The organism is Haemophilus influenzae (assembly GCF_001457655.1).
GTDB classification, from domain to species: domain Bacteria; phylum Pseudomonadota; class Gammaproteobacteria; order Enterobacterales; family Pasteurellaceae; genus Haemophilus; species Haemophilus influenzae.
This window is the reverse complement of sequence record NZ_LN831035.1, coordinates 623,014-636,788: the sequence shown is the minus strand read 5'-3', so window position 1 is coordinate 636,788 and position 13,775 is coordinate 623,014. Positions and strand designations below refer to the sequence as shown.

Annotated in this window: 11 protein-coding genes and 1 pseudogene; 9 read left to right on the top strand and 3 right to left on the bottom strand. The window is 36.8% G+C overall.

Annotated elements, in window-relative coordinates:
* Window positions 1–60: 60 nt before the first annotated feature.
* From yoaA to rnd, 5 genes are read left to right on the top strand one after another with little or no spacing between them, the layout of a single operon-like run.
* Entirely contained in the window at window positions 61–1,983 is a 1,923-nt protein-coding gene (gene yoaA, locus AT683_RS03115; protein ID WP_011961712.1) for a DNA repair helicase YoaA, read from the top strand.
* Window positions 1,984–1,995: 12 nt separating this feature from the next.
* Window positions 1,996–2,706: a tRNA (adenosine(37)-N6)-threonylcarbamoyltransferase complex dimerization subunit type 1 TsaB gene (gene tsaB, locus AT683_RS03110; RefSeq protein ID WP_058222173.1), complete on the top strand. Its 711-nt coding sequence runs from the start codon at window positions 1,996–1,998 to the stop codon at window positions 2,704–2,706.
* Between the two features lie 24 nt (window positions 2,707–2,730).
* Window positions 2,731–3,282: a Slp family lipoprotein gene (locus AT683_RS03105; RefSeq protein WP_005686834.1), complete on the top strand. Its 552-nt coding sequence runs from the start codon at window positions 2,731–2,733 to the stop codon at window positions 3,280–3,282.
* A gap of 42 nt (window positions 3,283–3,324) precedes the next feature.
* Window positions 3,325–5,013 carry a long-chain-fatty-acid--CoA ligase FadD gene (gene fadD / locus AT683_RS03100; RefSeq protein ID WP_011961710.1) on the top strand — a complete coding sequence of 563 codons (1,689 nt, stop codon included), beginning with the start codon at window positions 3,325–3,327 and terminating at the stop codon, window positions 5,011–5,013.
* 55 nt (window positions 5,014–5,068) lie between these two features.
* Complete coding sequence (rnd, locus tag AT683_RS03095) at window positions 5,069–6,211, top strand: ribonuclease D (RefSeq protein ID WP_011961709.1); 1,143 nt, start codon at window positions 5,069–5,071, stop codon at window positions 6,209–6,211.
* A gap of 42 nt (window positions 6,212–6,253) precedes the next feature.
* Here the strand turns inward: rnd and AT683_RS03090 are convergent.
* From AT683_RS03090 to pth, 3 genes and pseudogenes are all read right to left on the bottom strand, one after another.
* A pseudogene (locus AT683_RS03090) lies at window positions 6,254–8,115 on the bottom strand (acyltransferase family protein).
* A gap of 74 nt (window positions 8,116–8,189) precedes the next feature.
* Complete coding sequence (gene ychF / locus AT683_RS03085) at window positions 8,190–9,281, bottom strand: redox-regulated ATPase YchF (RefSeq protein ID WP_058222172.1); 1,092 nt, start codon at window positions 9,279–9,281, stop codon at window positions 8,190–8,192.
* A gap of 47 nt (window positions 9,282–9,328) precedes the next feature.
* Window positions 9,329–9,913, bottom strand: a complete 585-nt coding sequence (pth, locus tag AT683_RS03080) for an aminoacyl-tRNA hydrolase (RefSeq protein WP_058222171.1) — start codon at window positions 9,911–9,913, stop codon at window positions 9,329–9,331.
* 182 nt (window positions 9,914–10,095) lie between these two features.
* Here pth and AT683_RS03075 point away from each other — a divergent pair, with 182 nt between their 5' ends.
* The 4 genes from AT683_RS03075 (at window position 10,096) to nudF (ending at window position 13,769) form a co-directional block, all read left to right on the top strand.
* The gene (locus AT683_RS03075; protein WP_005649214.1) at window positions 10,096–10,404 is read left to right on the top strand and encodes an RnfH family protein; all 309 of its coding nucleotides are present in this window, start codon (window positions 10,096–10,098) and stop codon (window positions 10,402–10,404) included.
* 2 nt (window positions 10,405–10,406) lie between these two features.
* The gene (locus tag AT683_RS03070; protein WP_058222170.1) at window positions 10,407–11,621 is read left to right on the top strand and encodes a ribosomal protein uL16 3-hydroxylase; all 1,215 of its coding nucleotides are present in this window, start codon (window positions 10,407–10,409) and stop codon (window positions 11,619–11,621) included.
* Window position 11,622: 1 nt separating this feature from the next.
* Entirely contained in the window at window positions 11,623–12,942 is a 1,320-nt protein-coding gene (gene xseA / locus AT683_RS03065) for an exodeoxyribonuclease VII large subunit (protein WP_058222169.1), read from the top strand.
* A 194-nt stretch (window positions 12,943–13,136) separates the two neighbouring features.
* Entirely contained in the window at window positions 13,137–13,769 is a 633-nt protein-coding gene (gene nudF / locus AT683_RS03060) for an ADP-ribose diphosphatase (RefSeq protein ID WP_021035668.1), read from the top strand.
* Window positions 13,770–13,775 lie beyond the last annotated feature (6 nt).

Genomic DNA, 13,775 nt, shown 5'->3' with positions numbered 1-13,775 from the left:
ATTTAGCGTTTCTATGCGACAATCTTCGCAGTTATTTACTTTAAAAATATGTTTTACTAGATGGATTACGAAAATCAAATTGCCAATATTTTCTCACTAAATGGCGAATTAAGCCAAAATATCAAAGGTTTTCGTCCTCGAGCTGAACAACTTGAAATGGCACATGCTGTAGGTAAAGCAATTCAAAATAAATCTTCTCTTGTAGTTGAAGCTGGAACGGGGACAGGAAAAACCTTTGCATATCTGGCGCCTGCTTTAGTTTTTGGTAAAAAAACCATTATTTCTACAGGATCTAAAAATCTTCAAGATCAGCTTTTTAATCGAGATCTTCCAGCTATTAAAAAAGCCCTTAATTTCACGGGAAAAATTGCGTTGCTAAAAGGTCGGGCAAACTATCTTTGTTTAGAGCGTTTAGATCAAGTGATTGCTCAAGGTGTGCTTGGAGATAAGTCTGTTTTAGCTGAATTAAGTAAAGTACGAAAATGGAACAATAGTACTAAAACAGGCGATTTCACAGAATGTATCGAGCTTGCAGAAGATAGCCCAATTATTCCTCAACTGACGAGTACAGCTGAAAGTTGTTTAGGCACCGATTGCCCTAATTATTCAGAATGTTATGTAGCAAGTGCGCGTAAAAAAGCATTAAATGCTGATTTGGTTGTAGTTAATCATCATTTATTTTTTGCTGATATGGCTGTAAAAGAAAGTGGTTTTGGCGAACTTATTCCAAATGCAGAAGTGATTATTTTTGACGAAGCTCATCAGCTGCCAGATATTGCCAGTCAATATTTTGGTCAATCTTTAACATCACTCCAGCTTTTTGATTTATGCAAGGATATTAATATTGTCTATCGCACAGAGCTCAAAGATATGCAGCAGCTTGGCACAACATCTGATACCTTACTGAAAGTGGTACAAGATTTTCGTTTATTACTGGGTAATGGGAGTAATGTTCGAGGAAATTGGCGTGAGCTTTACAGGCAAAGTGCGGTGAAAAAAGCCTTTGAATTATTACAAGAGAAAATAGATTTTTTATCTGAAGTAATTAAATTAGCACTTGGTCGTTCCCAAACTTTAGACAGTATTTTTGAGCGTGTTGAGTCCATTAAAATTCAGCTTAAGCGTTTATCTGAAACAAATATTGTAGGTTATTGTTATTGGTATGAAGGAAATGGTCGCCAGTTTGGTTTACATATTACGCCATTGACAGTGGCCGATAAATTTGGTGCTCAGCTCGAAGCGAAAGAAGCCGCTTGGATATTCACATCTGCGACATTAGAAGTGGGGGGAACTTTTAATCATTTCTGCCAACGTTTAGGCATTGAAAATGCGACACAAAAAATTTTATATAGTCCCTTTAATTATTCTGAGCAGTCTTTGCTTTGTGTGCCTCGATATTTGCCGAATACTAATCAAGTGAATACATTAAATTCACTAGGCGAAATGTTATTACCCGTGATTGAAGCAAACAAAGGGCGTTGCTTTGTTCTTTGCACTTCTTATTCAATGATGCGTGGTTTAGCTGAATATTTCCGTGAAAAAAGTCATCTTTCGATTTTATTACAAGGCGAAACCTCAAAAGGCAAATTACTCGAACAATTTATAAAAGAAACGCATAGCGTTTTGGTGGCAACTTCTAGCTTTTGGGAAGGTGTAGATGTGCGAGGCGATGCACTTTCTTTAGTGATTATTGATAAACTTCCTTTTACTGCGCCAGATGAGCCTTTGTTGAAAGCTCGCATTGAGGATTGTCGTTTACAAGGTGGCGATCCATTCAATGATATTCAAATTCCTGAAGCGGTAATTACCTTGAAACAAGGCGTTGGACGTTTAATTCGTGATGTTACAGATCGTGGCGTTGTGATTATTTGTGATAATCGATTAGTGATGCGCAATTATGGCGAAACTTTTTTGAAAAGTTTACCTAACTCAAGTCGTACCCGTGATCTCAACAAAGTGATACAATTCTTACAAAATAAGTAAACGAGAATAATAATGCAAAATTTAACTTTATTGGCGTTGGACACCTCTACTGAAGCCTGTTCAGTCGCTTTATTGTATCGTGGTGAGAAAACACATATTAATGAACTAGCACAACGCACACACACTAAACGAATTTTACCTATGATCGATGAAATTTTGGCAAATTCGGGTTTAGGTTTAAATCAAGTTGATGCTTTAGCTTTTGGGCGTGGGCCTGGTAGTTTTACTGGCGTTCGTGTTGGTGCGGGGATTGCACAAGGTTTAGCGTTTGGTGCGGATTTGCCTGTCATTCCAATTTCAAATTTAACCGCAATGGCACAGGCGGCATTTGAATTACATCAAGCAGAAAATGTCGTTGCCGCAATTGATGCCAGAATGAATGAAGTCTATTTTTCTCAAGTAGTGAGAGAAAAAGTGCGGTCAGATTTTGGGGAAGTTTTTCAATGGCGAGAAATCATTAGCGAACAAGTTTGTTCTCCAAAACAAGCGATTAATCAGCTTCAAAATGATAACGCATTTAGAGTCGGGACAGGTTGGGCTGCTTATTCTCAATTTACTGAAAAAAATCTAACTGGCTCAGATATAGAACTACCTAATGCCTTATATATGTTAGAACTTGCACGAGTAGAATTTTTGCAAAAACACACAATTTCAGCTTTAGAGATTGAACCGATTTATTTGCGAAACGAGGTTACTTGGAAAAAATTACCAGGACGTGAATAAGTTTAAATAACTGGAGGATAGAAAATGAAAGGAAAAATCACCTTATTTTTTACCGCACTTTGTTTCGGATTAACGGGCTGTATTGCACCACCAAAAGGGTTAGAAAAAGAGCGATTCTCTATTAATTCCTATCGCGAGATTTCTCCTCAGGATTTAACCTGCCATTGTAAAACGGTTCGACTTGGAGGAAAAATTATCAATACTACCGTTTTAGCAAATCAAACAAAAATTGAAGTGTTAAGTTTACCCGTATCATCAATTTCAGGTAAACCATTTGTTGAATTTCAATCCGATGGTCGCTTTATCGTCTATTTCAACGGTTTTGTTGAGCCTGAAAATTTAAAAGAACGCTATATTACGGTGGGTGGGCAATTAACAGGGACGGAGAAAGGCAAGATCGAACAAGCTGATTATACTTATCCTGTTGTTCAAGCTGATAAATATCGAATTTGGACACTCAGCACCACTTATAATTATCCAACAGATGATTGGGATGAAGATGATGATTGGGGATTTTTTAGATGGCGACATCGCCCTTGGTATGTTCAGCCTGAAATTCACTATTATTTGAATTAAATGATAAAATCTTGAAGATTTTCCAACAAATTAGGATAAAAAATGGAAAAAATTTGGTTTCAAAATTATCCAGAAGGTTCTGAAAAATTTCTGGATACCTCAAAATATGAATCTATTTTGGATATGTTCGACAAAGCTGTGCGTGAACATCCAGATCGCCCTGCTTACATTAATATGGGGCAAGTACTTACTTTCCGTAAATTAGAAGAGCGCAGTCGTGCATTTGCCGCGTATTTGCAAAATGAATTTAAACTTCAACGTGGCGATCGCGTGGCATTGATGATGCCAAATTTATTGCAATATCCCATCGCACTTTTTGGCATTTTGCGTGCTGGCTTAATTGCAGTAAATGTCAATCCACTTTATACACCGAGAGAATTAGAACATCAGTTGCAAGATAGTGGTGCGGTAGCGATTGTCGTGGTATCAAATTTTGCTTCTACCTTAGAAAAAGTTGTTTTCAATACTAATGTCAAACACGTTATTCTTACCCGAATGGGCGATCAACTTTCATTTGGTAAACGTACTTTGATTAATTTTGTTGTGAAATATGTGAAAAAACTCGTGCCGAAATACAAATTACCGCACGCAGTAACATTCCGTGAAGTATTGAGTATTGGTAAATATCGCCAATATGTTCGTCCAGAAATGTCGCGTGAGGATTTAGCCTTTTTACAATACACAGGCGGCACAACTGGCATGGCGAAAGGTGCAATGCTGACACACGGAAATATTATAACCAATGTCTTCCAAGCAAAATGGATTGCAGAGCCTTTTATTGGCGATCATTCTCGCACTCGTTCAGCTATTTTAGCCTTGCCTCTTTATCACGTATTTGCCTTAACGGTAAACTGCTTATTATTTTTGGAATTAGGCGTCACGGCGATCTTAATTACTAATCCGAGAGATATTGAAGGATTTGTGAAAGAGTTGAAAAAATACCGTTTTGAAGCAATCACTGGTGTAAATACCTTATTTAATGCTTTGTTAAATAATGAAAATTTCAAAGAAGTTGATTTTTCTGCGTTGAAACTTTCTGTGGGTGGCGGTATGGCTATTCAACAGTCTGTAGCAACACGTTGGCACGAATTAACGGGCTGTAACATCATTGAGGGTTATGGAATGACAGAGTGTTCGCCATTAATCGCTGCTTGTCCGATTAATGTTGTGAAACATAATGGTACTATTGGTGTGCCAGTGCCAAATACTGATATAAAAATCATTAAAGATGATGGTTCTGATGCAAAAATTGGCGAAGCTGGCGAATTATGGGTTAAAGGCGAGCAAGTAATGCGAGGTTATTGGCAACGACCAGAAGCAACGAGTGAAGTGTTAAAAGATGGTTGGATGGCAACAGGCGATATTATCATTATGGATGAATCATATAGTTTACGCATTGTAGATCGTAAAAAAGATATGATTTTGGTTTCTGGCTTTAATGTCTATCCAAATGAAATTGAAGATGTCGTTATGCTGAATTACAAAGTAGCAGAGGCTGTAGCAATTGGTGTTCCTCACGCAGTTTCTGGCGAAACGATAAAAATCTTTGTCGTGAAAAAAGACGATACTTTAACTCGTGATGAACTTCGCAACCATTGTCGTCAATATCTCACTGGCTATAAAATACCAAAAGAAATTGAGTTCCGAGACGAACTGCCAAAAACCAATGTAGGTAAGATTTTACGTCGGGTTTTACGCGATGAAGAGATCGCAAAACGTTCAAAACATTAATGTCAAAATGGGATAGCAATATCCCATTTTTGTTCTTTTCAAATAAAAAATCACTATGATAAAAGAATGTCAAAATCCACCGCACTTTAGGGTCATTGCGGATAATGCTACGCTATTAGAAGTTTGTAATTTAGCCCAACAGAAAAGTGCGGTCGCCTTAGATACAGAATTTATGCGTGTTTCCACTTATTTTCCTAAGTTGGGATTAATCCAACTTTATGATGGCGAGCGTGTTTCTTTAATTGATCCTTTAGCGATTACGGATTTTTCGCCTTTTATTGCACTATTAGCCAATCCTAAGGTATTAAAAATCTTACATTCTTGTAGTGAAGATTTATTGGTTTTCTTACAAGAATTTGATCAGCTTCCACGCCCAATGATTGATACGCAAATTATGGCACGCTTTATTGGGCTGGGCGCATCAGCAGGCTTGGCAAAATTAGCACAACAATATTTAAATATAGAAATCGATAAAGGTGCAACTCGTACCAATTGGATCAAACGCCCCCTTTCTGATATTCAACTTCAATATGCCGCAGGCGATGTTTGGTATTTGTTACCGCTTTATCATATTCTTGAAAAAGAGTTAGCGAAAACACCTTGGGAAAAAGCCGTAAGTGATGATTGCGAACTGGCTCTTTCTAAAACGCATAAATTACAAGAGCGAGATTCAGAAAAAGCGTATTTAGATATTCCAAATGCTTGGAAATTAAATCCATTAGAATTGTCTCGTTTAAGAATTTTGGCGAAGTGGCGACAAAACGTGGCAATAGAGCGTGATTTAGCACTTTCTTATATTGTGAAATCAGATAATCTTTGGAAAGTGGCAAAGAATAATCCGCGTAATATATCGGAAATGTTGGAAATGGGATTAACTGAAAATGAAGTGCGTGTACGTGGTAAGAAGATTTTGCAATTACTTGCTCAAGCAAGACGTATTTCTTCTAATGACTATCCAAAACCTATTGAACGTATTTCTGAAGATCCTCGTTATAAAAAAACAATTCGATTGTTGCAAGAAAAAGTGAATAGCTTAACACCAGCAGGTTTATCCCCTGAAATTGTTGCGAGTAAACGCACTTTGGATGAATTAATTAAATGGGTTTGGAAATATGATTGTTCTCAAGATAAACTACCAGAATTGCTGATTGGCTGGCGAAAACCTATTGGTGAGAAGTTAGTTGATGTACTTAAGTAAATATAAAAAAGCGTTGGGCAAATAGCTCAACGCTTTTAGTTTTTACTCGTAGAGTTTTTTCACTTGTTCAGGTGTCATCACTCGTTGATATTTACTAAATTCTTTTGCCATATAGTAAGCACCAAAATTTGTTAAGTGATCTTGATCTCCATACAAATATTTTCCTTCTGCCATAACGCTATCTTTTGGTAAATACTGTTGAGCATCTACCCAATAAACATTAGGAATATCTTTGATTAAATCGTGAATGATTTTGTTACTCGCATCAATATCGCCCATACGATGAATTGGCGTTAAATATTTTTCAAGTCCATAATTTTCTAATAAATAACCACGCAGCGGAGAACGACTTACTGAGCTATTATTAGCAAAAACATATACGGGCTTTTGCATCGCTAGTTGTTTCACTGTGTTTTTAAAACGCGCTTTAAAGTCTGGTTCAATGAAAGTTTCGGGTCTAAAACGAGGTACTGGCTGTCCGCCCATTCTCAAGTCATAAAATGCTGAAATAAATATCGCTTTATATTGAGAATCTTTCTGCCATACAGATTGGCAATTAGGATCTAATTGATATTGTTCATTCACAATAAAGCTACATTCAAATTTATCTTTGAAAATATCTGCTTTCCAGCCTTCTTTATTTCCCACATAGTTTAGAAAAGCTTCTAAATGTGAAGAATGAGAATCGCCTAAAATAATGACCTTAGCAGGATAATGATTTTCATTAGAAACAGGAATTGATTGTTCAATGTGTTCTTTTTCAGCTCGTATTGTTTGTCTTTTATAAAGATTAAATCCTAAGAGTAAAAGAGAAGGAATAAAATAAATATAAAGAAAACTTTGTTTAAAGTTTAGTTTTGATTTTCTAATTGGCTGTTCGATTAAATAATAACTTAGAACTGAAAAAATTATTGTTAATACTATTACTATAGCGATAGATTGATTATTAATTTGTTTTTCGCCCGTTATATAATAAGCAAACGCAATAAAAATCCAATGATATAAATAAAGAGAATAAGAAATTTTTCCAATAAACACTATTGCTTTATTAGATAAACATAATTTAACGATGTTATTTTGTGATGTGTAATTAATGCTGTAAAAATACAAGGGAGAATTAAAGTAATACCTGGAATATATGCAATATCATTATTCATTAAAAATAAGCAGGAAAATAATAGTAATGTACTTAAGATAGCCAGAATATTATTTACTTGCTTACTCAATTGAACCTTGTTTGAAAGATTATGATAAATTGCCAACAAAGATCCTACAAGTAATTCGGGAAATCTTAGGTTAGAGAGATAATAAATATTAGGCTGATGCAATACTTCTTTGTAAAAGTTAGCTGAAACAAAAGATGTCGCAAGTAAAATAAAAAACAAAATTAGCGTTATAATAAACAATACTTTAATTTCTCTAAATTTTTTATAAGCTAAAATGAGGATAAGTGGAAAAATAAGATAGTATTGTTCTTCTACGGCTAATGACCAAATATGTAATACAGGGTTTTCATTTGCACTTAAATCAAAATAACCTTGTGTTAATCCTAGATAGAAATTAGATAGGAATGCAATAGCTAATTCAATGGTTTTTCTTAATTTATTGAAATCATTATAAATAAAAATAACAGACGCAATGAAAGACACTAATGCCATCACTGTAATAAAAGCAGGATAAATTCGTTTAATACGTCGAGTATAAAATTGTTTAAGCGAAAAAGAATTCTGTTGAATTTCTGTGATAATAATACCCGTAATCAGAAAACCAGAAATAACAAAGAAAATATCCACCCCAAGAAAACCACCAGATAACCAGTTTTCATTAAGATGATAAATAATGACTGAAATAACAGCAATTGCGCGTAGTCCATCAATTTCTGGACGATATTTAATAGATGACATAATATTCCTTTAATAAAAATATAAACCGCACCTTTATTTCTGCGTCAAAAGTGCGGTTATTTTTTTATGTGTTTTTACACGTTGAATCGAAAGTGCATTACATCGCCATCTTGTACGATGTAATCTTTGCCTTCTAAACGCCATTTACCCGCTTCTTTTGCACCGTTTTCACCGTTGAATTGGATAAAGTCTTGGTAAGCGATAACTTCTGCTCGGATAAAGCCTTTTTCAAAGTCGGTGTGGATTACAGCTGCTGCTTTTGGTGCGGTTGCACCGACTGAAACTGTCCAAGCTCGTACTTCTTTTACGCCAGCAGTGAAATAAGTTTGAAGATTTAAAAGTGCATAACCAGCACGAATTACTCGGTTCAATCCTGGTTCTTCAATGCCTAAATCTTGTAAAAACTCGACTTTTTCTTCATCGTCAAGTTCTGCAATTTCAGATTCAATCGCAGCACATACTGGAACGACCACTGCCCCTTCTTTTTCAGCAATTTCACGAACGCAATCTAAGTATGGATTATTTTCAAAACCATCTTCATTTACGTTTGCGATATACATTGTTGGTTTTAACGTTAAGAAGTTGTAACTCTTGATTGCTTGCAATTCTTCTTTATCTAACCCAACAGAACGAATCATTCCAGCATTTTCAAGCACAGGAAGGATTTTTTCCATAACGGAAAGTTCAAATTTAGCTTCTTTATCGCCACCTTTTGCACGTTTTTGTAAACGTTGGATTGCTCGTTCACAGCTGTCTAAGTCTGCTAAAGCTAATTCAGTGTTGATAGTTTCAATATCATCAAGCGGATCAATTTTCCCTGCAACGTGTACAATGTCATCGTTTTCAAAACAACGCACTACGTGACCTATCGCATCGGTTTCACGAATATTAGCGAGGAATTTATTACCCAAGCCCTCGCCTTTACTTGCTCCCGCAACTAAGCCTGCGATGTCCACGAATTCCATCGTAGTAGGTAATATGCGTTCAGGCTTAACGATTTCTGCCAATGCGTCTAAACGTGGATCTGGCATTGGCACGACACCCGTATTTGGTTCGATAGTACAGAATGGATAGTTTGCGGCTTCAATGCCAGCTTTAGTGAGTGCGTTAAAAAGAGTAGATTTGCCCACATTTGGCAATCCCACAATACCACATTTGAATCCCATAATTTTTCCTTATTTTGAGTAAAACGGTTGTAAAACTAACCGCACTTTTAAATTTTAAAACTGTTTAAACGATTGGTCGCTTTGATCATTCCATCTTTGAAAATTATTTCTACACAATCAGTTGCCTCATCTAACACTTTTTCAAGTGCATCGCGATCTGCTGGAGATGGTTTATTTAAAACATAACCTGCCACTAAATCACGATGACCAGGATGCCCAATGCCAATACGTAAACGGTAGAAATTATTGTTATTGCCTAATTGAGCCACAATATCTTTTAAGCCGTTATGCCCACCATGTCCACCGCCTTGTTTGAGTTTCGCAGTGCCTGGTGGTAAATCTAATTCATCATGAATCACTAAAATTTCTTCAGGTTTAATACGATAAAAACTTGCCAATGCGCCAACTGCTTTACCGCTTAAATTCATAAAAGTTGTTGGCACTAAAAGGCGTACTTCTTTTCCATTCAATAAAGTGCGGGCAGTTTTTCCGAAGAATTTATTTTCAGGATTTAACGAAACATTAAAACGACGTGCCAAGCGTTCAATAAGCCATTCGCCTGCATTATGGCGTGTATCGGCATATTTTTCGCCTGGGTTGCCTAAACCAACAATAAGTTTTATTTCTGACATTTTTATTTGATGATGTAAAAATTTGATGATGTAAAAAATAGTGGCGTATTGTAGCGAAAAAGCCTTAAATTCTCAATCTATAAGGCGGAAACAAAGAGGTAATTTATTGCTCGTGATTTATCATTAAAAGTCACCGCACTTTTCCGTTATAATGGCTAAAATTTTTTAACAAAGAAATAAAAATGAATCAGATTAACATTGAAATCGCTTATGCTTTTCCCGAACGTTATTATTTGAAATCTTTTCAAGTTGATGAAGGAATTACCGTGCAAACGGCGATTACGCAATCAGGGATTTTAAGCCAATTTCCAGAGATTGATTTGAGCACAAATAAAATTGGGATTTTCAGTCGTCCAATAAAATTGACTGATGTATTAAAAGAGGGCGATCGTATTGAAATTTATCGTCCATTACTTGCAGATCCGAAAGAAATTCGCCGTAAGCGTGCAGCAGAGCAAGCTGCAGCCAAAGACAAAGAAAAAGGAGCTTAAAAATGACCGCACTTTCATCTGTTGATTTTTGTTTACCTGAACATATCACGCCAGAAATTTTTCTACGTGATTATTGGCAGAAAAAGCCACTTGTGATTCGGAACGGTTTGCCTGAAATCGTTGGGCAGTTTGAGCCACAAGATATTATTGAGCTCGCGCAAAATGAAGATGTGACAGCTCGTTTAGTGAAGACATTTTCTGATGATGATTGGAAAGTTTTTTTTAGCCCTTTGAGCGAAAAGGATTTCCAACAATTGCCAGAAAAATGGTCGGTGTTAGTTCAAAATTTGGAGCAATGGTCGCCTGAATTAGGACAACTTTGGAATAAATTTGGCTTTATTCCTCAATGGCAACGTGACGATATTATGGTGTCTTATGCGCCGAAAGGTGGTTCTGTCGGTAAGCATTATGATGAATATGATGTATTTTTAGTGCAAGGCTATGGTCATCGTCGTTGGCAAGTGGGTAAATGGTGTGATGCAAGCACTGAATTTAAACCCAATCAATCGATCCGAATTTTTGATGATATGGGCGAATTAGTCATTGATGAAGTGATGAATCCAGGGGATATTTTGTATATTCCAGCGCGTATAGCACATTATGGCGTAGCTGAAGATGATTGTTTAACCTTTTCTTTTGGCTTGCGTTATCCAAATTTAAGCAATTTGATTGATGGCATAAGCAAAGGTTTTTGTCATCAAGATCCTGATTTGAATTTAAGCGAGTTTGATTTGCCACTACGTTTAAGCCAGTCTGTACAAGCTACAGGTAAACTTGCAGATGAAAATATTCAAGCGATGAAACAGCTTTTATTAGATAAATTGGCTCATTCAGAAGCTTTTGATACGTTATTTAAACAAGCCGTAGCAAGTGCGGTAAGTTCTCGTCGTTATGAGTTATTGGTTTCTGATGAAATGTGCGATCCCGATGAAGTGCGGTCAATTTTAGAAGAAGATGGCGCATTCCTTTCTCAAGACAACAATTGTAAATTGCTTTACACCGAAAATCCGTTGCGAATTTATGCGAACGGCGAATGGTTAGATGAACTTAATATAATTGAGAGCGAAGTATTAAAACGCTTGTCTGACGGCGAAAGTTTGGATTGGGCGTTTTTATCTAATTTAGTGAATGAAACCGAAGATCCCGAAACTTCAATGGATTTGTTGTTGGATTCCATTTGTAACTGGGTTGATGATGGGTGGGCGTTAATTGAATAATATGTCAGACAATATTTATTCCGTCTCTCAACTAAATTCTGCCGCACGTCAGATGTTGGAGGGTAATTTTTCCCAAATTTGGCTAACGGGGGAAATTTCCAATTTTACCCAACCCGTGTCTGGACATTGGTATTTAACGCTGAAAGATGAAAATGCACAGGTGCGTTGTGCAATGTTTCGTATGAAAAATTTGCGTGTAGCTTTTCGTCCACAAAATGGAATGCAAGTGCTTGTGCGTGCCAATGTGAGTTTATATGAGCCTCGTGGCGATTATCAACTTATTATTGATTCTATGCACCCAGCTGGCGAGGGTTTGTTGCAACAGCAATTTGAAGCGTTAAAAATGAAGCTGGCTACGGAGGGATTGTTTGCTCAAAATCTCAAGAAAAATCTACCGCACTTTAGTAAAGCAGTTGGGATTATTACTTCTTCTACAGGTGCAGCATTGCAAGATATTTTGCATATCTTGGCACGCCGTGATCCAAGTTTAAAAGTTGTTATTTATCCCACTGCGGTTCAAGGCAAAGAGGCGACCGCAGAAATTGTGCAAATGATTGAACTTGCTAATGTGCGACAAGAAGTGGATGTATTAATTGTTGGGCGTGGTGGCGGTTCTTTAGAAGATCTTTGGTGTTTTAATGAAGAAGAAGTGGCGCGAGCAATTTTTCGTTCAACCTTACCTATTATCAGTGCGGTGGGACACGAAACAGATGTGACGATTGCCGATTTTGTGGCAGATCTTCGTGCGCCGACCCCTTCTGCTGCGGCTGAATTAGTTAGTCGTAATCAAGATGAATTATTGCAACAACTTCGCCATCAACAGCAACGTTTAGATATGGCATTTGATCGTTTATTTACGCGAAAAAGCCAGCGTTTGAAACAGCTAATTTTACGATTGCAAAATCAACATCCACAGAATCAGTTACGCGTTCAACAAGCAAAAAATGCACAGCTTACGCATCGCTTGCAACTTGCTATGTTACGTCAGTTTGAAAATACACAACAAAAATTGACCGCACTTTCTTCTCGTTTAAAACAAAATCCATTGCCATATCAAGTGCAACGTCATCAACAACGCTTAGAGCAGTTGCAAGTGCGGTTAAATTTTTGCGTAAATCGCCAAGTGACGGAGCGTCAAAATAAACTGGCAACGTTATGCGGAAAATTAGATGGTTTAAGCCCGTTGAAAGTCTTGGCAAGAGGTTATTCCATTGCGGAAAACTCGCAAGGTAAAGCCATTGTTAGTGTGAAAGATGTCAATCAAGGGGACTTCATTACAACCCAAGTGGCTGATGGAAAAATTGTGAGTAAGGTTTTGTAGAATATCTGTTTTGTAAAAACGGAGTAAAACATTATCTTACATACTTCTGAAAAAAGAATGCCGTGATTATTGATAAATTATCACGGTATTTTATTTTGTGACTCACTTCAAACTTTCAACAAAAAGTGGAAACCTTCTATTTTTTTTGTAGTCTTTTAAGCGTATGATTTTGCGTTCAGTTTTGGAGAAAACAGATGTCAGAAATTCAACATTTTAGCCAACAAGATATAGAAATATTGGGCGAACAAACTTTGTATGAAGGTTTTTTCACGCTTAAACAAATCCAATTTAAACATAAACTTTTTGCTGGAGGGCAAAGTGGCATCGTAACCCGAGAATTACTGATTAAAGGTGCCGCCTCAGCAGTTATCGCTTATGATCCAAAAGAAGATTCTGTGATTTTAGTTGAACAAGTTCGTATTGGCGCGGCTTATCATCCCGAATCTAATCGTTCGCCTTGGTTACTCGAACTAATTGCGGGTATGGTAGAAAAAGGCGAAAAGCCAGAAGAAGTTGCTTTGCGTGAGAGTGAAGAAGAAGCGGGAATTCAAGTCAAAAATTTAACGCATTGTTTAAGTGTGTGGGATAGCCCAGGTGGCATAGTGGAGCGAATTCATTTATTTGCAGGTGAAGTGGATAGCTCACAAGCAAAAGGTATTCACGGTTTGGCTGAAGAAAATGAAGATATTCGAGTACAGGTAGTAAAACGTGAACAGGCGTATCAATGGATGTGCGAGGGGAAAATTGATAATGGCATTGCAGTGATTGGATTGCAGTGGCTTCAATTAAATTATGCTCAGTTACAACAAAGTTGGAAATGTAGTTAGGGGGCA

What these genes read in the sequence shown, in the direction of transcription:
- yoaA (WP_011961712.1), top strand. Translation starts at nt 61, where the DNA reads ATGGATTACGAAAATCAAATTGCCAATATTTTCTCACTAAATGGCGAA.
- tsaB (WP_058222173.1), top strand. Translation starts at nt 1,996, where the DNA reads ATGCAAAATTTAACTTTATTGGCGTTGGACACCTCTACTGAAGCCTGT.
- AT683_RS03105 (WP_005686834.1), top strand. Translation starts at nt 2,731, where the DNA reads ATGAAAGGAAAAATCACCTTATTTTTTACCGCACTTTGTTTCGGATTA.
- fadD (WP_011961710.1), top strand. Translation starts at nt 3,325, where the DNA reads ATGGAAAAAATTTGGTTTCAAAATTATCCAGAAGGTTCTGAAAAATTT.
- rnd (WP_011961709.1), top strand. Translation starts at nt 5,069, where the DNA reads ATGATAAAAGAATGTCAAAATCCACCGCACTTTAGGGTCATTGCGGAT.
- ychF (WP_058222172.1), bottom strand. Translation starts at nt 9,281, where the DNA reads ATGGGATTCAAATGTGGTATTGTGGGATTGCCAAATGTGGGCAAATCT.
- pth (WP_058222171.1), bottom strand. Translation starts at nt 9,913, where the DNA reads ATGTCAGAAATAAAACTTATTGTTGGTTTAGGCAACCCAGGCGAAAAA.
- AT683_RS03075 (WP_005649214.1), top strand. Translation starts at nt 10,096, where the DNA reads ATGAATCAGATTAACATTGAAATCGCTTATGCTTTTCCCGAACGTTAT.
- AT683_RS03070 (WP_058222170.1), top strand. Translation starts at nt 10,407, where the DNA reads ATGACCGCACTTTCATCTGTTGATTTTTGTTTACCTGAACATATCACG.
- xseA (WP_058222169.1), top strand. Translation starts at nt 11,623, where the DNA reads ATGTCAGACAATATTTATTCCGTCTCTCAACTAAATTCTGCCGCACGT.
- nudF (WP_021035668.1), top strand. Translation starts at nt 13,137, where the DNA reads ATGTCAGAAATTCAACATTTTAGCCAACAAGATATAGAAATATTGGGC.